The sequence below is a fragment of the Enterobacter dykesii genome, assembly GCF_008364625.2.
Lineage (GTDB): Bacteria > Pseudomonadota > Gammaproteobacteria > Enterobacterales > Enterobacteriaceae > Enterobacter > Enterobacter dykesii.
Genome location: NZ_CP126604.1, coordinates 1,606,865 through 1,632,169 on the forward strand (window position 1 = coordinate 1,606,865; position 25,305 = coordinate 1,632,169).

The window sequence follows — 25,305 nt, forward strand, 5'->3', positions numbered from 1 at the left end:
AAGGCTCCGTCTCCGGAGCCTTATTAGCACAGCGTTAGCCTATTGTCATCAGGCTGGCGTTACCGCCTGCCGCCGCGGTGTTGACGCTGAGCGAGCGCTCCACGTACAGACGCTCAAGCAGCAGGTTAGTTTCCCCGCGGGCAAAGCCCTGCACCGAAACAATCGCCCCGCTGCGGGCCGCAACCTGCTCGCTCAGTTCGCGCAGCTGATCGGAATCACCGTGGTAGATCACTGCATCAAACGGCTGGGTCAGCAGGTTATCGGCTTTCGCGAAGCGAATGCGGGCTGAGACTGCTTTAGGCAGCTGTTTGGCGAGATCGCGATGCAGGGCATCTTCCGGCCACAGCACTTCACAACCGGTTGCCATCGCGGCAGCCAGCTGCACCAGCGCGTCCTGCTCGTTATCGGCCACGCACAGCACGCGCTCGCGCGGCATCAGCGTCCAGGTGTTGCGCTCGCCGGTTGGCCCCGGCAGCAGACGCTGGGTACCGGCCTGCGCCAGCTCGCCGTACTGCTTCGCGACGGCACGCAGTTCAGGACGTTTTTCTGCCCATGTAATGAGCGCCTCCAGCGGCTGGGTCAGTACGGTTTTCAGCTGCGCATCCACCGGATAGTCCGCATCCTGGCGTGCCAGGGTGACGCCCAGCGCGTTCTCAGGACGGTTCGCCAGCAGACGGTACAGGTAGAGCGGACCGCCCGCTTTCGGACCGGTGCCGGAAAGGCCTTCACCGCCGAACGGCTGCACGCCCACGACCGCGCCAACCATGTTGCGGTTAACGTACAGGTTGCCCACTTTGGCGCTGCCGGTGACCTGCGCGATAGTCTCGTCGATGCGGGTATGCACGCCGAGCGTCAGGCCATAGCCGGAGGCGTTGATCTGCTCAACCAGCTCGTTGAGGTTGTTACGGTTGTAGCGCACCACGTGCAGCACCGGGCCGAAGACCTCTTTTTTCAGCTCGTCGAAGCTTGCCAGCTCAATCAGCGTTGGCGGCACAAAGGTGCCGGTCCGCCATTCGCGGGCATCTTCGCTGTTCTCGCGCACCGCCTGGAACACCGGACGGCCTTTCGCGCGCATGGTCTGAATGTGGTTTTCGATGTTGGCTTTGGCTTCCGCGTCAATCACCGGCCCGATGTCGGTGGTGAGACGGCCCGGGTTGCCCATGCGGCATTCGGCCATCGCGCCGCGCAGCATCTTCAGCGTGTGGTCCGCCACGTCGTCCTGCAGGCACAGCACGCGCAGGGCGGAGCAGCGCTGACCGGCGCTGTCGAACGCAGAGGCCAGCACGTCGACTACCACCTGCTCGGTGAGCGCGGAGGAGTCGACGATCATGGCGTTCATCCCGCCGGTTTCCGCGATGAGCGGCGTAGGACGGCCCTGCGCATCCAGACGGGTGGCAATATTGCGCTGCAGCAGAGACGCCACTTCGGTCGAACCGGTGAACATCACGCCGCGCACGCGGTTATCGGAGGTCAGTTTGGCGCCCACGGTTTCACCGCGGCCCGGCAGCAGCTGAACCACGCCCGCCGGCACGCCGGCTTCCAGAAGAATGTTGATGCCCTGCGCGGCAATCAGCGGGGTCTGCTCTGCCGGTTTTGCCAGCACGCTGTTGCCAGAGGCCAGCGCGGCGGCAATCTGGCCGGTGAAGATCGCCAGCGGGAAGTTCCACGGGCTGATACAGACGACCGGGCCGAGCGGACGGTGGGTTTCGTTATCGAAATCATCGCGCACCTGACCGGCATAGTAGTGCAGGAAGTCGACGGCCTCGCGCACTTCGGCGATGGCGTTGCTGAAGGTTTTACCCGCCTCGCGCACCAGAATGCCGATGAGCGACTGCATCTGATCTTCCATCAGCACCGCGGCGCGTTCCAGAATGGCGGCACGCTCCTGCGGCGGCGTGGCGAACCATATAGGGGCGTTGTTCACCGCGCTCTCCATCGCCTGATCCACTTCCGCTTCGGTCGCTTCACGCGCGTAGCCGACGATATCCTTCGGCTCGGCCGGGTTGATCACCGGCTGCATTTCGCCGTCAGCAACCGGCTGCTCCAGCATCGGTTTCGCCTGCCACTTCTGCAGCGCGCTGTTGAGCAGGGCAGAGGAGAGAGAGGCCAGACGGTGTTCGTTGGCGAGATCCAGACCCGCCGAGTTGACGCGGCCTTTGCCGTACAGCTCGCGCGGCAGGGCAATCTTCGGATGAGGCAGGCCAATCTGGCCTTCCTGCGCCGCCATCTTCTCAACGGCCTGCACCGGATCGGCCACCAGCTCGTCCAGCGGCAGCGTGGTATCGGCGATGCGGTTAACGAAGGAGGTGTTCGCACCGTTTTCCAGCAGACGACGCACCAGGTACGCCAGCAGGGTTTCGTGCGTTCCCACCGGAGCATAGATTCGGCACGGGCGGTTCAGCTTGCCGTCCGCTACTTTACCGGTCACCTGCTCGTACAGCGGTTCGCCCATGCCGTGCAGGCACTGGAACTCGTACTGGCCCGGATAGTAGTTTTGCCCGGCCAGGCTGTAGATTGCCGCCAGGGTGTGGGCGTTGTGGGTAGCGAACTGCGGATAGATCAGATTCGGCACGCCGAGCAGCTTTTTCGCACAGGCGAGGTAAGAGACGTCGGTGTAAACCTTGCGGGTATAGACCGGATAGCCTTCCAGCCCTTCCATCTGGGCGCGTTTGATTTCGCTGTCCCAGTAGGCACCTTTCACCAGACGGATCATCAGGCGACGGCGGCTGCGGCTTGCCAGGTCAATCAGGTAATCAATGACGAACGGGCAGCGCTTCTGGTAGGCCTGGATCACGAAGCCAATGCCGTTCCAGCCAGCCAGCTCCGGCTCGAAGCACAGTTTTTCCAGCAGATCGAGGGAGATCTCCAGACGGTCGGCCTCTTCGGCGTCGATGTTGATGCCGATGTCATACTGGCGCGCCAGCAGGGTTAGCGACTTCAGGCGCGGATAAAGTTCTTCCATCACGCGGTCGTACTGCGCGCGGCTGTAGCGCGGGTGCAGGGCGGAGAGCTTGATAGAGATGCCCGGGCCTTCATAAATACCGCGACCGTTGGACGCTTTACCGATGGCGTGGATCGCCTGCTGGTAAGAGACCATGTAGGCCTGCGCGTCGGCGGCGGTCAGGGCCGCTTCGCCCAGCATGTCGTACGAATAGCGGAAACCTTTATCCTCCAGCTTGCGGGCGTTCGCCAGCGCTTCGGCAATGGTTTCTCCGGTCACAAACTGTTCGCCCATCAGGCGCATCGCCATGTCCACGCCTTTGCGGATCAGCGGCTCGCCGCTCTTGCCGATGATGCGGTTCAGGGAGCGGGAGAGGTTGGCTTCGTTATGGGTCGAGACCAGCTTGCCTGTAAACAGCAGGCCCCAGGTTGCCGCGTTGACGAACAGCGACGGGCTGCGGCCAATGTGGGAATGCCAGTTGCCGTTGCTGATCTTGTCGCGGATCAGCGCGTCGCGGGTGGCTTTATCCGGAATACGCAGCAGCGCTTCCGCGAGGCACATCAGCGCCACGCCTTCCTGTGAAGAGAGGGAAAACTCCTGCAGCAGGCCCTGAACCATCCCGGCGCGGCCGGTGGCGGTTTTCTGGTTGCGCAGCTTGTCGGCTAACTGATACGCCAGACTGTGCGCCTGCGCGGCAATGGCTTCCGGCAGGCGGGCCTGCTCCAGCAGCATCGGCACGGCGTCGGTTTCGGCACGGCGCCAGGCGCCGGTAATGGCGGCACGGCTGACGGACTGCGGCAGGATCTGCTCGGCGAATTCAAGGAACGGCTGATGGTTCTCGTCGCCAGTGGCCGGGGCTTCTTCACTTTCGTTCGCCGCGCCGGCCAGCAGGGCAGGCAGCTCCGGCAGGCCCTCATCGCTCTCGAGTCTTTCGAGATAGTTAAAAATCGCCTGCTTGATTAACCAGTGCGGCGTGCGGTCAATGCGGGTTGCTGCGGTCTTAATCCGTTCGCGGGTTGCGTCATCCAGCTTAACCCCCATGGTGGTCATACCCATGCCAAAGCTCCTGTTGTTCTGTAATAGCGTTCTGTTGATAGCGTGAAATATCCCCCATGTTGCAACTTTGTGCAACCGTGTTAAATGTGACCTGGTTTGCAACCCGGAAAATGAATGGATTGTTAACGAATGGTTAGCTGGAAAAACGCGCTGGCTTTTGCGCGGGAAGCCTGGTTTTATGCGGTAGTTAACACTTTTCAAAGGTGCAACCCGTAAAAGCGTGAGCGAGTGCAACCTATAGGAAACTCGTATCAAACCGGGGATGAAATTGATGTAAATGCAGTGTTAAATCGTTTGTCAGCGGAAGGCGCATACGGCAGGATAGCGCGCCCAACCGAAACACAAGATACATTCACCTCGTTCCGGTGATCATATAACAAGGCAGCCCGGATGGTTGTCGCTCGACATTTTGGAGAATTTGAATGGCTATTAGCACACCGATGCTGGTGACATTTCTCGTTTATATTTTTGGCATGATCCTGATAGGGTTTTTGGCGTGGCGTTCTACAAAGAACTTTGACGACTACATTCTGGGCGGACGCAGTTTAGGCCCGATGGTGACCGCACTCTCTGCGGGCGCATCCGACATGAGCGGCTGGCTGCTGATGGGGCTGCCCGGCGCGATTTTCATCTCCGGTATTTCTGAAAGCTGGATCGCCATCGGTCTGACCGTGGGTGCGTGGATCAACTGGAAACTGGTGGCAGGCCGTCTGCGCGTGCATACCGAGGCCAACAACAACGCCCTGACGCTGCCGGATTACTTCACCGGACGCTTTGAAGATAACAGCCGCGTTCTGCGCATTATCTCTGCGGTGGTTATCCTGCTGTTCTTCACCATCTACTGCGCCTCCGGCATCGTGGCCGGCGCGCGTCTGTTCGAAAGCACCTTCGGCATGAGCTACGAAACCGCCCTGTGGGCCGGTGCGGCGGCGACCATCCTCTATACCTTCGTGGGCGGATTCCTGGCCGTGAGCTGGACCGACACCGTGCAGGCGAGCCTGATGATTTTCGCCCTGATCCTGACCCCGGTGATTGTGATTTTCACCGTTGGCGGCTTTGGCGAATCGCTGGAAGTGATCAAGCAGAAGAGCATCGAAAACGTCGACATGCTGAAAGGGCTGAACTTCGTGGCCATCGTCTCCCTGATGGGCTGGGGTCTGGGCTACTTCGGTCAGCCGCATATCCTGGCGCGCTTTATGGCGGCGGATTCCCACCACACCATCGTTCATGCCCGTCGCATCAGCATGACGTGGATGATCCTGTGTCTGGCGGGGGCGTGTGCGGTCGGCTTCTTCGGCATCGCGTACTTCAACAACAACCCGGCGCAGGCGGGCGCGGTCAACCAGAACGCCGAGCGCGTGTTCATCGAGCTGGCGCAAATTCTGTTTAACCCGTGGATTGCCGGTATTCTGCTCTCCGCAATCCTGGCGGCGGTGATGTCTACCCTGAGCTGCCAGCTGCTGGTCTGCTCCAGCGCAATCACCGAAGACCTCTACAAAGCCTTCCTGCGTAAAAACGCGAGCCAGAAAGAGCTGGTGTGGGTAGGGCGCTTTATGGTGCTGGTGGTGGCGCTGGTAGCCATTGCGCTGGCGGCCAACCCGGAGAACCGCGTGCTGGGCCTGGTGAGCTACGCGTGGGCGGGCTTTGGTGCGGCATTTGGTCCGGTAGTGCTGTTCTCCGTCATGTGGTCACGTATGACCCGTAACGGCGCGCTGGCGGGGATGATTATCGGTGCGGTGACCGTTATCGTCTGGAAACAGTTCGCGTGGCTGGGCCTGTACGAAATCATTCCGGGCTTCATCTTCGGCAGCATCGGCATCGTGGTGTTCAGCCTGCTGGGTAAAGCCCCTTCTGCCTCCATGCAGAAACGCTTTGCTGAGGCCGACGCGCATTACCATACTGCGCCGCCGTCTAAGCTCCAGGCAGAATAATTATTCTCGCTGCACAACGCAGGCCGGGTGAGCGCAAGCGCACCCGGCTTTTTTCTTGCCAAAATCCGTAATTTCCTGTGATATCCATGTGCTTATAACAATGAGGATAGCGAAGCATGACAATCAAAACAGGGGTAATGGCAGCGGCATTCTTGATGCTCGCTGGCTGCACGGCGCCGTCACAGCACGCGGCGGTGGAGACCTGCAAAGCGGATAACCAGATGCAGCAAACCACGCTCTATTTCGGCTTAAATCGTCCTGCCGGGGCGCAGATCACCAGCAACGAGTGGCAGCAGTTTGTCGATCAGGACGTGACGCCGCGTTTCCGCGATGGCTTAACGGTGTTTGACGCGCGCGGGCAGTGGCTGGGGAACGACGGGAAAGTGGCGCGAGAACCCAGCAAAGCGCTGATGCTGATCCACGGTAAAGATGCGCAGAGCGAGAAGAACATCGAAGCGTTACGCGGGATTTACAAGTCACGCTTCGCGCAGGAGTCGGTGATGCGGGTCGATCAGCCGGTGTGCGTGCAGTTCTGATAAAAACGGCGGGATAACCCGCCGTTCTCACTTACAGCACCAAACCCGCAAAGCTCGCCGACAGCAGGCTCACCAGCGTCGCGCCGTACACCAGACGCAAACCGAAACGCGATACCACGTTCCCCTGCTGTTCGTTCAGGCCCTTAATCGCCCCGGCCACGATGCCGATGGACGCGAAGTTCGCGAAGGATACCAGGAAAACGGATAAAATCCCCAGCCCGCGCGGGGACATCTGATGCGCGATTTTTTGCAGCTCAATCATCGCCACAAATTCATTCGCCACCAGCTTGGTTGCCATTATACTGCCCGCGTTCAGGGCATCGCTCAGCGGAATCCCCACCAGCCACGCCAGGGGATAAAATACGTAACCCAGGATCTGCTGGAAGCTCATGCCAAATACGCTGGAGAAGAGGGCGTTAACGGCGCTAATAAGCGCGATAAAGCCAATCAGCATCGCCAGAATAATCATCGCCACCTTAAAACCGGCCAGAATATACTCGCCGAGCATCTCAAAGAAGCTCTGCGATTCGTGCAGTTTTTCCAGCTTGATATCCGGCTCCGCTTCCGGGCGCGCCGGGTTGATGACGGAGAGAATAATAAAGGTGCTGAACATGTTCAGAATCAGCGCGGCGACGACAAATTTGGCGTCAAGCATGGTCATATAGGCGCCGACAATCGACAGGGAGACCGTCGACATGGCCGTGGCCGCCATGGTGAAGAGACGACGAGAGGAGAGATCGCCCAGCACGCCTTTGTAGGCAATGAAGTTTTCCGACTGGCCGAGGATCAGCGAACTCACCGCGTTAAAGGATTCCAGCTTGCCCATACCGTTCAGTTTCGACAGCAGCGTACCGATGACCCGAATAAAAATCGGCAGGATCCGCCAGTGCTGAAGAATACCAATCAGTGCGGAAATAAAAATAATCGGGCAAAGCACGCCGAGGAAAATGAACGCCAGCCCTTTCTCCCCCATTCCGCCAAAGACGAAATTGGTACCTTCGCCGGCAAATTTGAGCAGTGACTCAAAGAATCCGGAGACGTATTTAATCAGGAATAACCCACTTTCGGCGTGCAGGAAAAAGAACGCCAGCGCAATTTCAATAATAATCAGCTGTAAAACATAACGAATGCGAATTTTTCGGCGGTCGAAACTTACCAGCCAGGCAAGCGCGAGAATAATGACCAGCGCCAGCAGGAAATGGACAATTTTAAACATAATTAATTTTCACCAGGTTTTTGAGGCGGATATTTAGCCACAGCCCCGTACCAGCGTAAATGGGCATTTTCGTTATAACTTATAAATCTGAACGTAACGTATGTAACTATTACCAGGCTCGGCGTTTACAACTCGTCATCAAAACACCGCACATTTCGCTTGTGTTTATTTTCGCCGTAATGATAATCACTATCACAAGAATTTACCTTTCTTTGCATCAGTTGACCGCGATAAACATTTAAGGTGTCGGCATGTTTGTTCCATTTCTCATTATGTTACGTGAAGGGCTTGAAGCTGCCCTTATCGTGAGCCTCATCGCCAGTTATCTGAAGCGAACCCAGCGCGGACGCTGGATTGGCGTCATGTGGGTCGGGGTATTCCTTGCTGCAGCACTCTGTCTGGGCCTCGGTATCCTCATCAACGAAACCACCGGGGAGTTCCCGCAGAAAGAGCAGGAGCTGTTTGAGGGGATAGTCGCCGTAATTGCGGTGGTGATCCTCACCTGGATGGTGTTCTGGATGCGTAAAGTCTCCCGTAACGTGAAGGTGCAGCTGGAGCAGGCGGTGGATAACGCCCTGCAAAAGGGGAACAACCACGGCTGGGCGCTTATTATGATGGTCTTTTTCGCCGTCGCGCGTGAAGGCCTTGAGTCTGTTTTCTTCCTGCTGGCGGCGTTTCAGCAGGATGTGGGGATCTGGCCGCCGCTGGGAGCCGTGCTGGGTCTTGCCACCGCCGTTGTGCTCGGTTTCCTGATCTACTGGGGCGGTATCCGCCTTAACCTGGGCGCGTTCTTCAAGTGGACCAGCCTGTTTATTCTGCTGGTGGCTGCGGGGCTGGCGGCGGGGGCGATACGCGCCTTCCACGAGGCGGGCCTGTGGAACCATTTCCAGGACGTGGCGTTTGACCTCAGCAACGTGCTCTCCACCCATTCTCTGACCGGCACCCTGCTCGAAGGTATCTTCGGCTATCAGGAAACGCCGAGCGTCAGCGAAGTGGCGATGTACTTTATTTATCTGGTTCCGGCGCTGGTGCTGTTCGCTATGCCGCCGCGTACCGGCAAGCAGGCGTCGCGCGTGACGCCGTAATCTTTGATTTAGTTACAACATACTTATAAAGGGAAGAGTCATGGCAATTCAGTTCCGTCGTAGTGCGTTATGCGCAGGCATTGCCGCGCTGTTCGCTTCTGCATTCTCCGCCTGGGGCGCGGATGTTCCTCAGGTTAAAGTCACCGTCAATGATAAGCAGTGCGAGCCGATGACCCTCACGGTCAACAGCGGCAAAACCCAGTTCATCATTCAGAACCATAGCCAGAAGTCGCTGGAGTGGGAGATCCTCAAAGGCGTTCTGGTGGTGGAGGAGCGCGAAAACATCGCCCCTGGCTTCAGCCAGAAGATGACCGCCAACCTGCAGCCGGGGGAGTATGAGATGACCTGCGGCCTGCTGACTAATCCGAAAGGCAAGCTGATCGTCAAGGGCAACGCCACGAAGGATGCCGCGAAGGGCGAAGCGCTGCTGAGCCTGGGCGAGGCCATCACCGCCTATAAAGCCTACGTCACTAAAGAGACTGCAGATCTGGTCGCGGGCACCAAAGCCTTTACCGATGCGGTGAAAGCGGGCGATATCGAAAAGGCGAAATCCCTGTATGCGCCAACCCGTCAGCACTACGAGCGTATTGAGCCAATTGCGGAGCTGTTCTCCGATCTTGATGGCAGCATTGATGCCCGTGAAGACGATTACGAGCAGAAAGCGGCCGATCCAAAATTCACCGGCTTCCACCGTCTTGAGAAAGCCCTGTTTGGCGACAACTCTACCAAAGGGATGGAGAAATACGCCGAGCAGCTGAACGGCGACGTGCTGGAGCTGCAAAAGCGCATCAGCGAGCTGGCCTTCCCGCCGTCAAAAGTGGTGGGCGGCGCGGCCGGCCTGATTGAAGAAGTGGCCGCGAGCAAAATCAGCGGCGAAGAAGATCGCTACAGCCATACCGATCTGTGGGACTTCCAGGCCAACGTAGACGGCGCGCAGAAAATTGTTAACCTGCTGCGTCCTCAGCTGCAGAAAGAGAACAGCGAGCTGCTGGCGAAAGTGGATGCCAACTTTAAGAAAGTCGATACCATCCTGGCGAAGTATCGCACTAAAGACGGGTTTGAAACTTACGACAAGCTGACCGATGCCGACCGTAACGCGCTGAAAGGCCCGATTACCGCCCTGGCGGAAGATCTCTCTCTGCTGCGCGGCGTACTGGGTCTGGACTAAGCACGATGAACAAGCATGACGAATACGACGTGGCGGAACCTTCACGTCGTCGATTGTTAAAAGGGGTGGGGGCGCTGGGGGGCGCTCTTGCTCTGGCCGGTGGCTGTCCGGTAGCGCATGCGGCGAAACCGCAAAGCGCGCCCGGTACGCTGTCACCCAATGCCCGCATGGAAACGCAGCCGTTTTATGGCGAGCATCAGTCGGGCATCCTGACGCCGCAGCAGGCGTCCATGATGCTGGTGGCCTTTGATTCACTGGCGAGCGATAAAGCCGATCTTGAGCGCCTGTTCCGCCTGCTGACGACGCGCATCGCGTTTCTCACCGCCGGTGGACCGGCGCCCGATACGCCGAACCCGCGTCTGCCGCCAATGGACTCCGGTATTCTGGGGCCGTTTATCGCCCCGGATAACCTGACCATTACCGTTTCGCTCGGTGAAACGCTGTTTGATGCGCGCTACGGGCTGGCAAAACAGAAGCCGAAATCGCTGCAGAAAATGACGCGTTTCCCGAATGACTCCCTGGACGCGGCGCTGTGTCATGGCGACCTGCTCCTGCAGATTTGTGCCAATACCCAGGACACGGTGATCCACGCCCTGCGCGATATTATCAAGCACACGCCGGATCTGCTGAGCGTGCGCTGGAAGCGGGAAGGGTTTATCTCTGACCACGCCGCCCGCAGCAAAGGCAAAGAGACGCCGGTTAACCTGCTGGGCTTTAAGGACGGCACGGCCAACCCGGACAGCAGCGATGCGGCGTTGATGAAAGACGTGGTATGGGTGACGGCAGATCAGGGCGAACCGGCGTGGGCGGTGGGCGGCAGCTATCAGGCGGTGCGCATTATCCAGTTCCACGTGGAGTTCTGGGACCGCACGCCGCTCAAGGAGCAGCAGACGATCTTTGGTCGCGATAAGCAAAGCGGCGCGCCGCTTGGCATGAAGAACGAGCATGATGTGCCTGACTACGCGAGCGATCCGAATGGCGACGTCATCGCGCTCGACAGCCATATCCGCCTTGCTAACCCGCGCACTAAAGAGACGCAATCCAGCCTGATGATGCGTCGTGGCTACAGCTATTCGCTCGGCGTGACCAACGCCGGCCAGCTCGATATGGGGCTGCTGTTCGTTTGCTATCAGCACGATCTGGAAAAAGGCTTCCTGACCGTGCAGAAGCGGCTCAACGGCGAAGCGCTGGAAGAGTACATTAAGCCCATCGGCGGCGGCTATTTCTTTGCCCTGCCGGGCGTGCGCGACAGCAACGCGTATCTCGCTCAGGGTCTTATTGAAGCCTGATAATTGTCCCCGCAACCGTTCGCGGGGACATTATTTTTTCATATGACTATCTTGTTGTTATATTTCTGTAATATTCATATATGAGACTGATTCCGCTGCAGGAGCAGTCTTAAAAGTTGCGCTCAGGTAAAATAAATGTTGCATTTATGATAACTCCTGATGTACTTAAGATAAGACAGCGGTAGTTCCCGGCAGTGATGCTGAATCACTATGGAGATCGCGAATGGTTGCGTCCTGTACTGGACAAGGTAAACATAAAAACCGCAGCACCCGGCGCGGAGGCTCAGACTCCGGCAGCGATTTCCTCACCACTAAATTTTCCCCCCTTCCTCAAGAATCTGATTCGACCGACGTGCAGAACGGTGCGCGTAGCTGTTCCGTATCGTTATCCGATAAAGCAAGCAATGGCTTACAAGGAAGCCAACCCTCTGATGTTCGTGCGCATAATCGTGCCGAAGCTGGCGCGTGTGATGAATACCAACAACTCAAGGTGCTATCCATGGGAAGACAAAAAGCAGTGATCAAAGCTCGTCGCGAAGCAAAACGTGTGCTGAGACGGGATTCACGTAGCCATAAACAGCGTGAAGAAGAATCGGTCACCTCGCTTGTGCAGATGAGTGGCGTAGAAGCAATTGGCATGGCCCGAGACAGCCGTGATAATTCTCCAATTGTTGCGCGCAATGAGGCTCAGGCGCACTACCTGAATGCTATCGAGAGTAAACAGCTCATCTTTGCAACCGGTGAAGCCGGATGCGGGAAAACCTGGATCAGTGCAGCCAAAGCGGCGGAAGCGCTGATCCATAAGGACGTGGAGAGAATTATTGTTACCCGTCCTGTACTGCAGGCTGATGAAGATCTCGGCTTCCTGCCCGGGGATATTTCGGAGAAGTTTGCTCCGTACTTCAGGCCCGTCTATGACGTGCTGGTGAAGCGACTGGGTGCATCCTTTATGCAGTACTGCCTGCGACCAGAGATTGGCAAGGTGGAAATCGCGCCGTTCGCCTATATGCGCGGACGTACATTTGAAAATGCGGTCGTCATTCTTGACGAGGCTCAGAACGTGACCGCTGCGCAAATGAAGATGTTTTTAACGCGCCTCGGGGAGAACGTGACGGTTATCGTTAACGGCGATATTACCCAGTGTGACCTGCCATCCGGCGTGAAATCCGGGCTGAGCGACGCCATGTCACGTTTTGAGGAAGATGAGATGATTGGGGTGGTACGCTTCACTAAAGAGGACTGTGTGCGTTCAGCGCTCTGTCAGCGCACGCTGCAAGTCTATTCCGACTAAAGATAAAGCATTATCGTTTTGCCTCTTTCCTGTAATGTCTTCCCGGCGTAATGCCGGGAAGCGTCGTTTATACTCCGCAGAAATTCCCCTTATTTAAGCACTGTGTTGCTGGAACAATAATGTCGATTATTAAGTGGGTGGGCGTTTTTATTCTTTTTTGCAGAAGTGTGATATGAAGTGATAATACCCACAAAATACCTGTAAATATAATGAGTGCGCTAATTGTTAGTTAAAAATTAAACGTGAATGTTGTCACAGAACATGATTACGAAGTAAAAATTAAGTTGGTGTCTTCAGGTGAGTTATCTATGTTTCGTACTTGTTCGAACAAAATTCTAAGAAGAAACACAACAGGGGCACCTTTCCCCGAAACATCACGCTGAGGGTCATACATGAACGAACTGGTCGGTGCTATTAATGGTGTAATCTGGAGCCCTGCGTTAATATTCTTATGTCTGGGTGTCGGCCTCTATTTCTCGCTGCGTAGTCGCTTCCTGCAATTACGCCATATCAAACATATGATTACCCTGATGTTCCAGGGGCGTCCTACCGATGCAGGCGTATCGTCATTTCAGGCGCTGACGATGACGCTGGCAGGCCGCGTGGGGACAGGGAATATCGCCGGTGTGGCCACGGCAATTACCTTTGGCGGTCCGGGCGCGCTTTTCTGGATGTGGATAGTCGCTTTTTTAGGTGCCAGCTCTGCATTTGTCGAATCCACCCTGGGACAAGTTTATAAAGAAAAAATTAACGGCGAATATCGCGGTGGTCCTGCCTTTTATATTGAAAAAGGTTTAGGCGTGAAGTGGTACGCATGGTTATTTGCTATTGTGACTATTTTCTCCTGCGGATTATTACTTCCGGGCGTGCAGGCAAACTCGATTGGGGCGAGCCTGGATATTGCGTTTGGCCTGAGTCCGAACGTTACGGCGGCATTACTTGCGGTACTGTTAAGTTTTATTATTTTCGGCGGTGTGAAAAGGATCGCCAGCTTTAGCAGTATGGTCGTTCCATTTATGGCGCTGGGGTATATTATTGTCGCCTGCGTGATTATCGCCATTAATATTAACCAGCTTCCTTCGGTTATTCTGCTGATCTGGAAAAGTGCGTTCGGCCTTGAAGCAGGTTTCGGTGCCATCCTGGGTCAGGCCATCATGTGGGGCGTTAAGCGCGGCGTCTATTCCAACGAGGCCGCGCAGGGGACCGGGCCGCATGCATCCTCTGCGGCGGCAGTAAGCCATCCGGTGAAGCAGGGGCTGGTTCAGGCATTCTCGGTCTACATTGACACGCTGTTTGTCTGCTCCGCGACCGGGTTTATGCTGCTGATCACCGGGCTGTATAACGTCCAGGGCGTCGACGGCGCAGCGCTTTATACCGGGATTACAGGCGTTGCCGCGGGTCCTGGCTATGTGCAGACGGCGATGGAAAGTATGATGCCAGGCTTTGGTAATTACTTTGTTGCCATTGCGTTGTTCTTCTTTGCCTTCACAACGATTATTGCCTACTACTATATTGCCGAAACCAATATCGCCTTCATTAACCGCAAAATTCACCGTCCATGGCTGACATTTCTGCTCAAGTTATGCCTGATGGCCTCCACGGTATATGGCACGGTTCGCACCGCGGATCTGGCATGGGGACTGGGGGATATTGGGGTAGGGCTGATGGCGTGGCTCAACATTATTGCCATTGTTCTGTTGCATAAAAAAGCGTTTGCCAGCCTTAAGGATTATGAAATCCAGAATGCGCAGGGGCTGGATCCTCAGTTTGACCCGATTCGGCTGGGGATTAAAAATGCGGATTACTGGCTTGATGGGCGTAAGGATGAGGATGGTGTTCAGCCTGAGCCGGTTTCATCGCTTGAAAGTAAGCAGCCGGCAGGGAAGTTGAATAGCTGAGGAATCGAATAAAAAAGCCCGGGCATTAGTTCGGGCTTTTTATATAGCTGAGGCGGCTCAGTCCGCACCGGGGGGGATTGACTCGCTTCGCTCGCCCTACGGGCAGCCTGTTCGCTGCGCTCTCAGTCTGTCCAACTGGCTGCCGCCAGTTGTCGAACCCCGGTCGGGGGTTCTCATCCCCCCCTTTACGGAGAATATAAAAGAAAAAAGCCCGTACTTTCGTACGAGCTCTCATCTTAAATATGGCGGTGAGGGGGGGATTCGAACCCCCGATACGTTGCCGTATACACACTTTCCAGGCGTGCTCCTTCAGCCACTCGGACACCTCACCATATTGTTTTGCTGCCTGACCGCTTGGGGGGCAACGGGGCGCTACTATAGGGAGTTGCGCTAACACGGTCAAGCAGATTTTCAGCTTTAGTGCCTGTTCGGTTAAGCATTAATCAGCTCCACGGTTTTTACGTCGTGGCACAGGGGACTAACGCTGTGAATCGAGCACTTCGCTGTTTATAACCACTTCCTGGGCTTTGCCGTAGCTTTCGATCAGCAGCCGGTAAGCCGGGAAGATGTGGGTGTACACCTCAGCCCACTGAGCCGCGTCCTCACGGTTCCAGTTCTCTGGATCTCGGAGGCCACCGCCGCCGTATCCATGGGCTGGGGCCAACGCAGGCTTTGTTCAAAAACGCTCCCGGCGTTTTTGTGCGGGCAGCCTGTTCGCTGCGCTCTCAGTCTGTCCAACTGGCTGTCGCCAGTTGTCGAACCCCGGTCGGGGGTTTTCATCCCCCCCTTTACGGAGAATATAAAAGAAAAAAGCCCGTACTTTCGTACGAGCTCTCATCTCGAATATGGCGGTGAGGGGGGGATTCGAACCCCCGATACGTTGCCGTATACACACTTTCCAGGCGTGCTCCTTCAGCCACTCGGACACCTCACCATATTGTCATCCCATTGTTGCCGGGACGGGCGCTAATGTAAGGAAAAGCCGAACTGCCGTCAACTCACTTTTTCAGTAATTTAGCGCGTTTAGACAAACTTCAGGCAACATGATTCTTAAATGTGCTGAAAGCGTCTTTTTTATCAGCAACACAGTTGCGCTATAAATTTGTTATGCTGACCGTCCAGTGAAAAAGCAAACTAAATCAGCGCAATAAAAGGCAGGAATGACTATGGATATACTTTTCTATCACCCCACTTTTGATACGGCATACTGGATCAAGGCGCTTTCGACTGCGTTACCCGGCGCACGCGTTCGCGAGTGGAAGCGTGGCGATAATGAACATGCTGACTATGCGCTGGTCTGGCATCCCCCGGTAGAAATGCTCCAGGGCCGCAAGCTGAAGGCCGTTTTTGCCCTGGGAGCCGGCGTGGATTCCATTCTGAGCAAACTGAAGGCACACCCTGAAATGCTGCCGGAAGACGTCCCACTCTTCCGCCTGGAAGATACCGGAATGGGGCAGCAGATGCAGGAGTATGCCGTGAGCCAGGTACTGCACTGGTTCCGCCGCTTCGATGACTATCAGGCCTTTAAACAGCGAGCCCACTGGGAGCCGCTGCCGGAGTACCATCGCGAAGACTTTACCATCGGCATCCTCGGTGCGGGCGTGCTGGGCTCAAAAGTGGCCGAAGCGCTTGCCCCGTGGGGATTCCCGCTGCGCTGCTGGAGCCGCAGCCGCAAGAATTATCCGGGCGTAGAGAGCTTTGCCGGAACGGATGAGCTTCTGGCCTTTCTGAAAGGCACGCGTGTGCTCATAAACCTGCTGCCAAACACGGCGGAAACGGTGGGGATCATCAATGCAGCCCTGCTCAATCAGCTTGCCGACCAGAGCTACCTGATGAACCTCGCGCGCGGGGTTCATGTCGTGGAAGGCGATCTGCTGAAGGTGCTGGACAGCGGAAAGCTAAAAGGCGCCATGCTGGATGTCTATAGCAGTGAGCCACTGCCCGCGGAAAGCCCGCTGTGGTCGCATCCACGCGTCGCCATGACCCCGCACGTGGCTGCCGTGACGCGTCCGGCAGAAGCGGTGGCGTATATATCCCATACCATCAGCGAAATGGAAAAGGGTAACGCGGTCACCGGACAGGTCGACAGACAGCGCGGCTACTGAGAGAAACCCGGCGTTCGCCGGGTTTTTGCTAATATTCGCCGCTGATAACTGCTATCCTTTGGAAAAACCGCAGAGGAGAGAGAGATGTATCCCGTTGACCTGCATATGCACACCGTCGCCAGCACCCACGCGTATAGCAACCTCCATGATTATATCGCCCAGGCGAAGCTTAAAGGCATCAAGCTGTTCGCGATCACCGATCATGGCCCGGACATGGCGGATGCGCCGCACTACTGGCATTTTGTGAATATGCGGATCTGGCCACGCCTGGTGGACGGTATTGGGATACTGCGCGGCATTGAGGCGAACATCAAAAATACCGACGGTGAGATCGACTGCACCGGCCCGATGCTGACGTCTCTTGACCTTATCCTCGCCGGTTTCCATGAGCCGGTTTTCCCTCCTCAGGATAAAGACACCAACACCGCGGCGATGATTGCCACCATTGCCAGCGGCAATGTGCATATCATTAGCCATCCCGGTAACCCAAAGTATCCAATTGATATTCAGGCTGTCGCGCAGGCGGCAGCGAAGCACCGCGTGGCGCTGGAGATTAATAATTCCTCCTTTGTGCACTCGCGTAAGGGCAGTGAAGCCAACTGTCGCGAAGTGGCTGCCGCCGTGCGTGACGCAGGTGGCATGGTGGCGCTGGGCTCAGATTCTCATACCGCGTTTACGCTGGGCGATTTCAGCGAGTGCCTGAAAGTGCTGAATGATGTTAACTTCCCGGAAGCGCAAATCCTGAACGTGACCCCACGCCGCATGCTCGATTTCCTCGAGTCACGCGGCATGGAGCCGATTGCCGAATTTGACGATCTTTAATTGTGTAATGGAATCATAAAAATGAACGAGTTTTCCATCCTCTGCCGCGTGCTGGGTACGCTCTATTATCGCCAGCCGCAAGACCCGCTGTTGGTTCCGCTCTTTACGTTAATTCGTGAAGGCAAACTGGCGCAGAACTGGCCGCTGGAACAGGATGATTTACTGGAACGTCTGCAAAAAAGCTGCGACATGCAGCAGATTGCGACGGACTACAATGCGCTGTTCGTCGGCGATGAGTGCCGCGTTTCGCCATACCGTTCAGCCTGGCAGGAAGGGGCAACGGAAGCGGAAGTCTGCGCGTTCCTCTCCACGCGCGGTATGCCGCTGAGCGATACGCCGGCCGATCATATCGGTACGCTGCTGCTGGCGGCATCCTGGATCGAAGATAACGCTGGTGATGATGAGAACGAAGCCATCGAAACCCTCTTCGAAACGTACCTGCTGCCGTGGGTTGGGACATTCCTGGGTAAAGTCGAAGCGCATGCCACCTCGCCGTTCTGGAGAACGCTGGCGCCGCTGACCCGCGACGCTATCGCGGCAATGTGGGACGAGCTGGAAGAAGAGAACGAAGAGTGATTTAGATCACATAAATTCTGCAACTCAACATTCTAACTTGCACGTAATGTGCTTCTGATCTCATTTCTATGGTGCGCATCTGCTAAGATGCGCACCATGAACATATTACTTTGTATCGCACTAACGACAGGTATTCTCTCCGGGCTCTGGGGATGGGTGGCCGCGTCTCTTGGTCTGCTCAGTTGGGCCGGGTTCCTCGGCTGCACCGCCTATTTCGCCTGTCCGCAGGGGGGCGTCAAAGGGCTCTTTATCTCTGGCTGCACGCTGATGAGCGGTGTTATCTGGGCGCTGGTGATCGTTAAAGGCAGCGCGCTGGCGCCGCATCTGGAGCTGCTGGGGTACGTCATGACGGGTGTCGTTGCCTTTTTAATGTGCATCCAGGCTAAGCATCTGCTGCTTTCATTTGTGCCGGGAACCTTTATGGGGGCGTGCGCGACCTTTGCAGGGCAGGGTGACTGGAAGCTGGTGGTTCCCTCCCTGGCGCTGGGGTTGCTGTTTGGCTATGCCATGAAAAACAGCGGTCTGTGGCTGGCGTCGCGGCGGGAAAAATCGCAAAACATCACGGCGGTGAGCGAATAAAAAAAGGCGAGATATTCATCTCGCCTTTTTTATGCGCTTCCTGTCAGGATTCCGGAGGGACTGACATATCGCGGTATTTCACCAGGATCGGGTTCTGCACGTCTGCTTTGTTTTGCAGATCCCACAGCCCGCGGTCGATACCGTCGTTGATTAAGAAGATCACGCCGGTTTCAATGGCTGACATCAGGCACATCATGACCGGCTCGTTAGAGGTGTAGCCAATTTCACCCTCCAGCAAACGCTGGTAATCGATGAAGCGGAATACCCCAGCCTGAACTTCATAAGACAGAATGGTTTTGCTGGTGTTCACCGAAGAGAGCACTTCGCCTGTACTGACGTTAACCACACGCAGGTTAACGGCGATTTGGTCAAGCTGATACTGGGTATCGGCACCGATACCGAAGTAACGTGCTCCCGCACCACCCGATTTAACGTTACTTTCGTAGCCAATAATCGATCCTTCAATCATCACGTTCGCTGCCGCCAGAGATTGCAGAGGCATGCGGTTATTGTCCGCGACGGTGCCATTTTCCTGGGCGGCACGAATGATTTTGCGTTCATTCAACAGGTTCTGGAGCCCCTGGCGTTCCAGAGGAATAAACCAGTGCGAATCCTTGAGCGCGGTAACCAGCATGGCGGTGGCACTTTGCGGCACGGCCGTGGAGAAGTTACTTGCCGGGTAAGGTTTAAATTGCCCGGTTTCATCCTGAATGTTGTATACGGAGACAAATATTTTCCCCGTAGGTGAAGGTAAATGCGTTAAATCACGATAACTCTGGGCCCGAGGCATTAATGTAGGTTTTGCAGCTTCTTTAGGTGGAGCAGTTAAACAACCGCTCAATAAGCACACTGCAACAAATATCAGGAAGCGCTGCATGATCGTTGTCCTTATTTAGCTATTGTTTAAAAGTCAGTTGAATTACTTTGTAGACCAGAAACCTGAATGGTGGAGATTCTTCCGGTTTTACGATCGGTCACGTTCAACTGAAGCTGTCCGTCGGTATTGGCGATATCAACGATAAAGTCGTTGGTCACCATCCGGCCGGGTTTACCGGTATTAATGTTGGTCAGTAACCCACCTAAAATCTGCGACTGAATAGCCTGAGTGAAGTTGTCCAGTGCGGACGGGGTATCAACGCTAAAATCCTTTAAGCTGGGATCCTTATAGGAGTTTTGCGCCTGAGCTTCATTCAGCAGGAACGCGCCATTGTTAGGGTTACCGCCAAAGTTAGGGTTACGGAACTGAAACGTCATGTTTCCGGCCCAGCTTATGGGTGTTATCAGCATTATCGAAACAACTGCATATGCAATACGCATGACAGCCTCCGCATATCGGTTCGCTAGAACTCGTCTTTTGCTAAATCGCTGGTGCTTAATAGGGCTTTATCTATTTGCAGGCGATTAATAGCGTCTTCTGATTGTGCCAGTGCTAAGGCTACGTTTTTATCGAAGTCTATTTTTGTGGGGAATAAAAACGTTTGATAAATAACGTACTGATTAGCCGTTATTGTTATCCAACTTCCCCATCGTGCACTGGGCCGCTCGTTGATTGTTATATTTCCGGTATAAGCACTGTCCCATTTATCACTAAAGGCTCGGTAAAAACTGTGCCCGACCGATGAGACAGTGTGGTCTGTTAACAATCCGGGAACTTCGACCTCGACGGCCTTCAGATTCCCGGCAGCGAGCAGGAAACTCGCTGCGGCGATCCAACTCAACGTGCGCTTCATGTGATTAACGCCTGAGGTTATCGTTTGCCCACGAAACAGCCTGAGTTCGGTTTTTCACAGCTATCTTCTTGAAAAGATTATAAAGGTGCGTCTTTACCGTATTTTCGCTGATAAATAACGAACGGGCGATTTCAATATTTGAAGCACCAATGCGTAACTTGTTCAGGATCTCTTTCTCACGGTGCGTGAGCAGTGCGGACTCTGAACTGTTATAGCGATAATTTCCGGAGTGCGTGATGAGATAGCTGGCAAGCTTTTGCGAAAAATAACACTCTCCGCGCAATATACCTTGCAGGCCCTCTACTACCCGGTCTTCTTCTTCCGTGACGTAGAATACGCCATTGATATGCGGCCAGCTTTCAATATCTCTGAAAGGATATTCATCAGGCGTATTCAACAATAGCACGCGGATATTATTGTTTTTCCTGCTTAAAATATCTTGCCAGTAATGGATAAGCTTTTTATCAGCTTCCATCATATCGAAAAGAATGATGCTGCCAGGTGCAATATCATCAAAAGAACGTTGAATATTATGCAATTTCCCGTTCAGTGATAAAGATTGCTTTAAATGTTGTAATAAAGCTGTCGCTTGCAAAGATGGTTTTGTGATCAACAGTAATGTATGACCATGTAAACTATGGACTTCATTATACATGATGAAACCCCACTTTTTTTAGGCACCTGGCAGCTGTCCTCCTGTTTATAAGAGGACACCAGAAGTACTGACAGATGTTGCACTGCTGTGTGTAGAATCAGACCATAACCCCCCCACAGGGAGGAAAATATAAAACCAATTTCGTACATCTAATTTCAATCTAGCTTTTACGAAGTTTAAAGCAAGTGTTAAACATGTAACAGAATGTAAAAATCAATATTAATTTGTGAAAAACGCTTATTGTTAATGGTAATAATTGATGAAAAAGTTGTACATATAAATAGACGTGCACAGATTTTAAAAATCATACAAATATTTTTATATAATTGATTTTTAATCTTATTTGTTATTTTTACGTCGCACTAATTAAGTATGAGTTTCAGATTATTTCTAAGCCCGTGAATGGGCAGCTGCCTGGCTTAAGAAAACAGGCGTCGTGTCACGCACTGAGAAAAATCATCTCCAGCCGTTACGTTTAAACAACGCGGGATGACGCCTGGACAGCCTTCATCCCGTTGTACAACCCGATCGCAAGACCTGCTTAATAAAAAATATAAGCTGACCTAATTAAAGTGATTTTTGATGTAAATTACGACTTTGTGATGAGCCGATAAATAAAAATAAGTCGCGCGGGTGAGATATTTAAAATGTTTCAGCGGACATACTCTTCACCGTAACGACGCGTTAACACAATACGAGTCGTTTTAACAAGTAGCATTGGTAAAGGTTTATGGCGTGATTAAATAGCCAGGTCCAGGGTGACAACATGAAAAACACATCGTTAATTATGATGTTTACATTACTTGGTGCGCCTGGATTTGTGACCGCAGCGAATTCAGATTTGGCAAATGCTGAATATAACTTTGCGGTTAACGAATTAAGTCTTTCATCACTCAATCAGGCAGCCATTATTGGTCAGCGGGGCGTTTTCAATAACGCTGAGGTTAGCCAGGACGGTTCAAGACTCTTAGCCATTGTATCTCAGGATGGGGCGGGTAACAGAGCGAGAGTTGATCAATCAGGGAGTTACAATTTAGCCTGGGTCGATCAAAGCGGTAACGGGAATGATGCAGGTATTACGCAAGATGGATACGGTAATAGCGCGAAAATTATCCAGAAAGGGTCGGGTAATAGAGCAAATATTACGCAGTACGGTACGCAGAAAACCGCAGTTGTAGTGCAGAAACAGTCGCAAATGGCGATTAACGTTATTCAACATTAGCGCTTTCGCGACGACTTTAATCAATCCGATGGGGGTTTACCATGAAATTTATCAAAGTGGCAGCACTTGCAGCAATCGTAGTTTCTGGTAGTGCTATGGCGGGTTCTATCAATCAGGGTGGATGGGGTCATGGCCATGGTCACGGTGGATACAGTGGCCCAAATTCAACGCTGAATATTTATCAGAACGGTGGCGGTAACTCCGCGGTTGCACTGCAGACTGACGCCAGAAATTCCGTTCTGAATATTAGCCAGACCGGTGGCTTTAACGGTGCTGACGTAGGTCAGGGTTCCGATGACAGTAAAATCAACCTGACCCAGAAAGGTTTTGGCAACAGTGCAACACTTGATCAGTGGAACAGTAAAAAATCTGTTATGAACGTTAGTCAGTCCGGCGGCTTTAACGGTGCCCTCGTAGACCAGACTGCTTCTAACTCTACTGTCAACGTTACCCAAATCGGCTTTGGTAACCACGCGACAGCTCATCAGTACTGATACTGAAATCTGTGCTACAAAAAAACAGGGCTGATGCCCTGTTTTTTTTCGGGAGTTCATCATGAATACCTTAATTCTACTCGCCGCGCTTTCCAGCCAGATAACCTTCAAAACGTCGCAGCAGGAAAATATGACCACCATTATCCCGCAGGTCACTCTGGCGCAGCCGTGTGATTGTCAGGTTCAGATTGTTTCTCTGCGAGAAGGGCAAGGGGGACAAAGTTCGTCCAGGCAGCAAAACACACTTTTTATACCCGCTAATCAGACGATTGATTTGATGCGCCTGAGTTTAAATATAAGCGCGGGAGACACGGTAAAAATCGTTGTCACCGTTTCAGATGGAAAATCGCTTCATTTATCAAAACAGTGGTCGCCAGCGGGAAGTTCGATCTAAATATTCATGAAATCAATGTATTGCGAATATGGCGGGTCTTCGCCGTTGAGCTATGCTGATATCACGGACCAGGTCGTTATGTTCCGTAACGTGAAACTTCGTTTGTCATAATAAATGAAGCGCGTTTACCCCTCATGGACGATTTTCATTGAGGAGTACCTATAATGAACAACTATTTTGCTCGACTCGTGGCAGGTCTGGGTCTGGTCGTTTCGGCTTTAAGTATCCCGGCTTATTCGGCCACGGTTGTTGACGGTGGCGTCATTCATTTTCGCGGTGCCATTGTTGCCGACCCCTGTGAAGTCGCCCCCCAGAAGCAACAGATTGCAATGTCATGTCCAGATAATAACCGTATGCAAACGCGTATGATCAGCTATAAAGAGGCGCTTAACGGGAAAGTGAGCGACTCAAACCTGGCAACGCTCAATATGAAATACCTTAATCCTGAAAAAACGCTCGCGGTTGTCGAAATCCAGTATCGCTAGTGCGCGTTCTCGCGCCCTGCGGTGAAAGAGGATTTTTTCTGATAGTTTTTTCTCCCGGTCTCCTCTGCGATACACTTAAGAAAATGGCGGGTTGCAGAGGGGCTTTATGAAACCGCAAATTGAAATTATTCATGGCGATATTACGACAGTGCACGTCGACGTCATCGTCAATGCGGCCAATCCATCCCTGATGGGGGGAGGCGGCGTGGATGGGGCTATCCATCGGGCTGCCGGACCGCAGCTGCTGGAAGCCTGTAAAACCGTGCGCCAACAGCAGGGCGAATGTCCTCCCGGTCACGCGGTGATTACGCTGGCGGGCAATCTGCCTGCGAGAGCGGTAATTCACGCCGTAGGGCCTGTCTGGCATGGCGGGGATCGGCACGAAGCGAGTATTCTGGAAGAGGCTTACCGGAACTGTCTGCGACTGGCCGCCGACAACGGTTATAAAACGATGGCGTTTCCGGCCATCAGCACCGGCGTGTATGGTTACCCTAAGGCCGCTGCCGCAACGATCGCCGTAGAAACGGTTTACCGCTATTTGTCGCTAAAACCGCTGCCAGAGAAGGTGATTTTTGTCTGTTTCGACGACGATACCACGCATCTTTATCAGCGGCTTCTTACCCAGCGCAGACAAGAGCTGGAGAGCTGAAGCAAACGCGGCGCATCGGGTGCGCCGCGTGATTTATGAGGCTTTTGCCTGCGGTTTTCCTGAAAAGAGGAAACGCAGGAGCGGGATCCGCAGATGGATTTCGTAGAGTACGATTGCCACCCCTACAACAAACACCAGTCCGGTAAAGAAGCCCAGCGTGTTGGAGGCGATGTGCGGTGTGATGTAAGCCCCGAAGAAAAGCGTCAACGGATGATGCACCAGGTAGATAAACAGTGACGCATTAACGAAGTAGGTCACGCGGCTCGACTTAAAGTTCAGCAAGCGGTGGCCCAGCGCGAATACCACGTTCACCATCCACAGGCCCAGCAGCATAGTGATCACGCTTTCCGTTTCATACATCCAGGCGTCGCCGCTGCCGTAGCGCTGATTCAGCAGATAGGCCGCGAACGCGAGGCTTGCCCCCAGAGCGCACCACGGTGACGGGGTGACAAACAGCGATTTAAGCTTCGGATGAATAAAAGCCAGCGCGCCGATTAAAAAGAACGGAATGTAGAACAGGGACTGCATCACTACAAAATTAAATAACCCGTCGCTCAAAATCGGCGGATAGACGATGAGCAGCGTCCGTCGCACGGCGGCATAGGCAATCCCCAACAGCAAGAAGAGCACTGACAGTTTGCCCATCGTAACGTTGGCGAAGAAGGTGTCGGCTTTTGTACTCAGATGATGGTGCAGTCGGCTGAAAATCAACAGGCTCACCGTTGTGAGCACCACCAGGACCAGCAGGAACCACAGGTGAGACACCAGCTCCCAGACCAGCGTATTGTACTTTTCATACAGCGACAGATTCGGCCAGTTCTCCGCCTTGCCCTTCACGTACTGCAACATAATGAACTGAGGCAGCGTCAGCAGGGGAATGGCGGTCAGCATGGGGATCCCCACGCGCTCTACGCGCACTTTCCACCAGCGTTTGAGCGGGTATCGCAGAAATAACATGTAGGAAAAATAGCCGGATATGACGAAGAACACCTGCATACGGAAGGCGTGAATAAAGTCATTAAACAGCGTCAGCCACCAGGAGGGCATCTGGCTATTCACATGCCAGGTGTGGCTGGAGTAAATCAATGAAATGTGAAAGGGGATCCCCAATAGCATCAGCCAGGCCCTGATCGAGTCGAGGAAATATTCACGTTCTGTTAGTGTTGTGCTCATATAACGTTGT

At 54.0% G+C, this 25,305-nt stretch carries 23 protein-coding genes, 2 tRNA genes and 1 pseudogene; 16 read left to right on the plus strand and 10 right to left on the minus strand.

Features of this window, described 5'->3' with window-relative positions:
- Positions 1 to 34: 34 nt before the first annotated feature.
- Positions 35 to 3,997, minus strand: a complete 3,963-nt coding sequence (gene putA, locus F0320_RS07565; protein ID WP_126328205.1) for a trifunctional transcriptional regulator/proline dehydrogenase/L-glutamate gamma-semialdehyde dehydrogenase — start codon at positions 3,995 to 3,997, stop codon at positions 35 to 37.
- Positions 3,998 to 4,419: 422 nt separating this feature from the next.
- Between putA and putP the strand changes: the two genes are divergently transcribed.
- Entirely contained in the window at positions 4,420 to 5,928 is a 1,509-nt protein-coding gene (gene putP, locus F0320_RS07570) for a sodium/proline symporter PutP (RefSeq protein WP_149323878.1), read from the plus strand.
- A 116-nt stretch (positions 5,929 to 6,044) separates the two neighbouring features.
- On the plus strand, positions 6,045 to 6,464 hold the full coding sequence (locus F0320_RS07575; protein ID WP_047650830.1) for a DUF3574 domain-containing protein: 420 nt from the start codon (positions 6,045 to 6,047) through the stop codon (positions 6,462 to 6,464).
- A 31-nt stretch (positions 6,465 to 6,495) separates the two neighbouring features.
- On the opposite strand, the gene F0320_RS07580 is transcribed toward F0320_RS07575, so the two are convergent.
- The gene (locus tag F0320_RS07580; protein ID WP_126328207.1) at positions 6,496 to 7,680 is read right to left on the minus strand and encodes a NupC/NupG family nucleoside CNT transporter; all 1,185 of its coding nucleotides are present in this window, start codon (positions 7,678 to 7,680) and stop codon (positions 6,496 to 6,498) included.
- A gap of 251 nt (positions 7,681 to 7,931) precedes the next feature.
- Here F0320_RS07580 and efeU point away from each other — a divergent pair, with 251 nt between their 5' ends.
- The 5 genes from efeU to F0320_RS07605 all read left to right on the plus strand — a co-directional run bounded on the left by efeU (position 7,932) and on the right by F0320_RS07605 (position 14,411).
- On the plus strand, positions 7,932 to 8,765 hold the full coding sequence (gene efeU, locus F0320_RS07585; RefSeq protein ID WP_126328209.1) for an iron uptake transporter permease EfeU: 834 nt from the start codon (positions 7,932 to 7,934) through the stop codon (positions 8,763 to 8,765).
- Positions 8,766 to 8,805: 40 nt separating this feature from the next.
- Entirely contained in the window at positions 8,806 to 9,933 is a 1,128-nt protein-coding gene (efeO, locus tag F0320_RS07590) for an iron uptake system protein EfeO (protein WP_126328210.1), read from the plus strand.
- Positions 9,934 to 9,938: 5 nt separating this feature from the next.
- Positions 9,939 to 11,222: an iron uptake transporter deferrochelatase/peroxidase subunit gene (gene efeB / locus F0320_RS07595; protein WP_126328211.1), complete on the plus strand. Its 1,284-nt coding sequence runs from the start codon at positions 9,939 to 9,941 to the stop codon at positions 11,220 to 11,222.
- Between the two features lie 499 nt (positions 11,223 to 11,721).
- Complete coding sequence (phoH, locus tag F0320_RS07600; RefSeq protein ID WP_029740192.1) at positions 11,722 to 12,513, plus strand: phosphate starvation-inducible protein PhoH; 792 nt, start codon at positions 11,722 to 11,724, stop codon at positions 12,511 to 12,513.
- Positions 12,514 to 12,905: 392 nt separating this feature from the next.
- Positions 12,906 to 14,411: an alanine/glycine:cation symporter family protein gene (locus F0320_RS07605; protein ID WP_126328212.1), complete on the plus strand. Its 1,506-nt coding sequence runs from the start codon at positions 12,906 to 12,908 to the stop codon at positions 14,409 to 14,411.
- A gap of 243 nt (positions 14,412 to 14,654) precedes the next feature.
- Here F0320_RS07605 and F0320_RS07610 read toward each other — a convergent pair.
- The 3 genes and pseudogenes from F0320_RS07610 to F0320_RS07620 form a co-directional block, all read right to left on the minus strand.
- Positions 14,655 to 14,742, minus strand: a tRNA-Ser gene (locus F0320_RS07610).
- Between the two features lie 147 nt (positions 14,743 to 14,889).
- Positions 14,890 to 15,065, minus strand: a pseudogene (locus F0320_RS07615) (hydrolase); the annotation flags it as partial.
- Positions 15,066 to 15,257: 192 nt separating this feature from the next.
- Positions 15,258 to 15,345 (minus strand) — tRNA-Ser (locus tag F0320_RS07620).
- Between the two features lie 232 nt (positions 15,346 to 15,577).
- Between F0320_RS07620 and ghrA the strand changes: the two genes are divergently transcribed.
- From ghrA to F0320_RS07640, 4 genes are all read left to right on the plus strand, one after another.
- Complete coding sequence (gene ghrA / locus F0320_RS07625; protein ID WP_126328213.1) at positions 15,578 to 16,516, plus strand: glyoxylate/hydroxypyruvate reductase GhrA; 939 nt, start codon at positions 15,578 to 15,580, stop codon at positions 16,514 to 16,516.
- Positions 16,517 to 16,600: 84 nt separating this feature from the next.
- Positions 16,601 to 17,338, plus strand: coding sequence for a phosphatase (locus F0320_RS07630; RefSeq protein WP_126328214.1), 738 nt, complete (start codon positions 16,601 to 16,603; stop codon positions 17,336 to 17,338).
- A 21-nt stretch (positions 17,339 to 17,359) separates the two neighbouring features.
- Complete coding sequence (locus tag F0320_RS07635; RefSeq protein WP_126328215.1) at positions 17,360 to 17,914, plus strand: TorD/DmsD family molecular chaperone; 555 nt, start codon at positions 17,360 to 17,362, stop codon at positions 17,912 to 17,914.
- Between the two features lie 96 nt (positions 17,915 to 18,010).
- Complete coding sequence (locus tag F0320_RS07640; RefSeq protein WP_126328216.1) at positions 18,011 to 18,493, plus strand: DUF1097 domain-containing protein; 483 nt, start codon at positions 18,011 to 18,013, stop codon at positions 18,491 to 18,493.
- Between the two features lie 43 nt (positions 18,494 to 18,536).
- Here the strand turns inward: F0320_RS07640 and csgG are convergent, their stop codons facing one another.
- Genes csgG through csgD form a run of 4 tightly spaced genes read right to left on the minus strand, consistent with a single transcriptional unit; the run spans position 18,537 to position 20,878 of the window.
- A complete protein-coding gene (gene csgG / locus F0320_RS07645) occupies positions 18,537 to 19,370 on the minus strand; it encodes a curli production assembly/transport protein CsgG (RefSeq protein ID WP_025755858.1) in 834 nt (277 codons plus the stop codon).
- Between the two features lie 26 nt (positions 19,371 to 19,396).
- Positions 19,397 to 19,810, minus strand: a complete 414-nt coding sequence (gene csgF, locus F0320_RS07650) for a curli production assembly/transport protein CsgF (RefSeq protein ID WP_008500846.1) — start codon at positions 19,808 to 19,810, stop codon at positions 19,397 to 19,399.
- Positions 19,811 to 19,833: 23 nt separating this feature from the next.
- Positions 19,834 to 20,223 carry a curli production assembly/transport protein CsgE gene (gene csgE, locus F0320_RS07655; RefSeq protein WP_126328217.1) on the minus strand — a complete coding sequence of 130 codons (390 nt, stop codon included), beginning with the start codon at positions 20,221 to 20,223 and terminating at the stop codon, positions 19,834 to 19,836.
- A gap of 4 nt (positions 20,224 to 20,227) precedes the next feature.
- Complete coding sequence (csgD, locus tag F0320_RS07660; RefSeq protein ID WP_021240790.1) at positions 20,228 to 20,878, minus strand: biofilm master transcriptional regulator CsgD; 651 nt, start codon at positions 20,876 to 20,878, stop codon at positions 20,228 to 20,230.
- Positions 20,879 to 21,644: 766 nt separating this feature from the next.
- Between csgD and csgB the strand changes: the two genes are divergently transcribed.
- The 5 genes from csgB (at position 21,645) to ymdB (ending at position 24,122) form a co-directional block, all read left to right on the plus strand.
- A complete protein-coding gene (gene csgB / locus F0320_RS07665) occupies positions 21,645 to 22,100 on the plus strand; it encodes a curli minor subunit CsgB (RefSeq protein ID WP_047650839.1) in 456 nt (151 codons plus the stop codon).
- Positions 22,101 to 22,141: 41 nt separating this feature from the next.
- Complete coding sequence (gene csgA, locus F0320_RS07670; protein ID WP_047650840.1) at positions 22,142 to 22,594, plus strand: curli major subunit CsgA; 453 nt, start codon at positions 22,142 to 22,144, stop codon at positions 22,592 to 22,594.
- Between the two features lie 61 nt (positions 22,595 to 22,655).
- Positions 22,656 to 22,988 carry a curli assembly chaperone CsgC gene (csgC, locus tag F0320_RS07675; RefSeq protein ID WP_047650841.1) on the plus strand — a complete coding sequence of 111 codons (333 nt, stop codon included), beginning with the start codon at positions 22,656 to 22,658 and terminating at the stop codon, positions 22,986 to 22,988.
- A 164-nt stretch (positions 22,989 to 23,152) separates the two neighbouring features.
- A complete protein-coding gene (locus tag F0320_RS07680) occupies positions 23,153 to 23,473 on the plus strand; it encodes a type 1 fimbrial protein (RefSeq protein ID WP_126328218.1) in 321 nt (106 codons plus the stop codon).
- Positions 23,474 to 23,579: 106 nt separating this feature from the next.
- Positions 23,580 to 24,122 carry an O-acetyl-ADP-ribose deacetylase gene (gene ymdB / locus F0320_RS07685; RefSeq protein WP_059445977.1) on the plus strand — a complete coding sequence of 181 codons (543 nt, stop codon included), beginning with the start codon at positions 23,580 to 23,582 and terminating at the stop codon, positions 24,120 to 24,122.
- A gap of 33 nt (positions 24,123 to 24,155) precedes the next feature.
- Here the strand turns inward: ymdB and mdoC are convergent, their stop codons facing one another.
- Positions 24,156 to 25,295, minus strand: a complete 1,140-nt coding sequence (mdoC, locus tag F0320_RS07690) for a glucans biosynthesis protein MdoC (RefSeq protein WP_126328219.1) — start codon at positions 25,293 to 25,295, stop codon at positions 24,156 to 24,158.
- Positions 25,296 to 25,305 lie beyond the last annotated feature (10 nt).

Bases quoted from the DNA above. Each gene is read 5' to 3' on its own strand.
- putA (WP_126328205.1), bottom strand. From the start codon at position 3,997: ATGGGTATGACCACCATGGGGGTTAAGCTGGATGACGCAACCCGCGAA.
- putP (WP_149323878.1), top strand. From the start codon at position 4,420: ATGGCTATTAGCACACCGATGCTGGTGACATTTCTCGTTTATATTTTT.
- F0320_RS07575 (WP_047650830.1), top strand. From the start codon at position 6,045: ATGACAATCAAAACAGGGGTAATGGCAGCGGCATTCTTGATGCTCGCT.
- F0320_RS07580 (WP_126328207.1), bottom strand. From the start codon at position 7,680: ATGTTTAAAATTGTCCATTTCCTGCTGGCGCTGGTCATTATTCTCGCG.
- efeU (WP_126328209.1), top strand. From the start codon at position 7,932: ATGTTTGTTCCATTTCTCATTATGTTACGTGAAGGGCTTGAAGCTGCC.
- efeO (WP_126328210.1), top strand. From the start codon at position 8,806: ATGGCAATTCAGTTCCGTCGTAGTGCGTTATGCGCAGGCATTGCCGCG.
- efeB (WP_126328211.1), top strand. From the start codon at position 9,939: ATGAACAAGCATGACGAATACGACGTGGCGGAACCTTCACGTCGTCGA.
- phoH (WP_029740192.1), top strand. From the start codon at position 11,722: ATGGGAAGACAAAAAGCAGTGATCAAAGCTCGTCGCGAAGCAAAACGT.
- F0320_RS07605 (WP_126328212.1), top strand. From the start codon at position 12,906: ATGAACGAACTGGTCGGTGCTATTAATGGTGTAATCTGGAGCCCTGCG.
- ghrA (WP_126328213.1), top strand. From the start codon at position 15,578: ATGGATATACTTTTCTATCACCCCACTTTTGATACGGCATACTGGATC.
- F0320_RS07630 (WP_126328214.1), top strand. From the start codon at position 16,601: ATGTATCCCGTTGACCTGCATATGCACACCGTCGCCAGCACCCACGCG.
- F0320_RS07635 (WP_126328215.1), top strand. From the start codon at position 17,360: ATGAACGAGTTTTCCATCCTCTGCCGCGTGCTGGGTACGCTCTATTAT.
- F0320_RS07640 (WP_126328216.1), top strand. From the start codon at position 18,011: ATGAACATATTACTTTGTATCGCACTAACGACAGGTATTCTCTCCGGG.
- csgG (WP_025755858.1), bottom strand. From the start codon at position 19,370: ATGCAGCGCTTCCTGATATTTGTTGCAGTGTGCTTATTGAGCGGTTGT.
- csgF (WP_008500846.1), bottom strand. From the start codon at position 19,810: ATGCGTATTGCATATGCAGTTGTTTCGATAATGCTGATAACACCCATA.
- csgE (WP_126328217.1), bottom strand. From the start codon at position 20,223: ATGAAGCGCACGTTGAGTTGGATCGCCGCAGCGAGTTTCCTGCTCGCT.
- csgD (WP_021240790.1), bottom strand. From the start codon at position 20,878: ATGTATAATGAAGTCCATAGTTTACATGGTCATACATTACTGTTGATC.
- csgB (WP_047650839.1), top strand. From the start codon at position 21,645: ATGAAAAACACATCGTTAATTATGATGTTTACATTACTTGGTGCGCCT.
- csgA (WP_047650840.1), top strand. From the start codon at position 22,142: ATGAAATTTATCAAAGTGGCAGCACTTGCAGCAATCGTAGTTTCTGGT.
- csgC (WP_047650841.1), top strand. From the start codon at position 22,656: ATGAATACCTTAATTCTACTCGCCGCGCTTTCCAGCCAGATAACCTTC.
- F0320_RS07680 (WP_126328218.1), top strand. From the start codon at position 23,153: ATGAACAACTATTTTGCTCGACTCGTGGCAGGTCTGGGTCTGGTCGTT.
- ymdB (WP_059445977.1), top strand. From the start codon at position 23,580: ATGAAACCGCAAATTGAAATTATTCATGGCGATATTACGACAGTGCAC.
- mdoC (WP_126328219.1), bottom strand. From the start codon at position 25,295: ATGAGCACAACACTAACAGAACGTGAATATTTCCTCGACTCGATCAGG.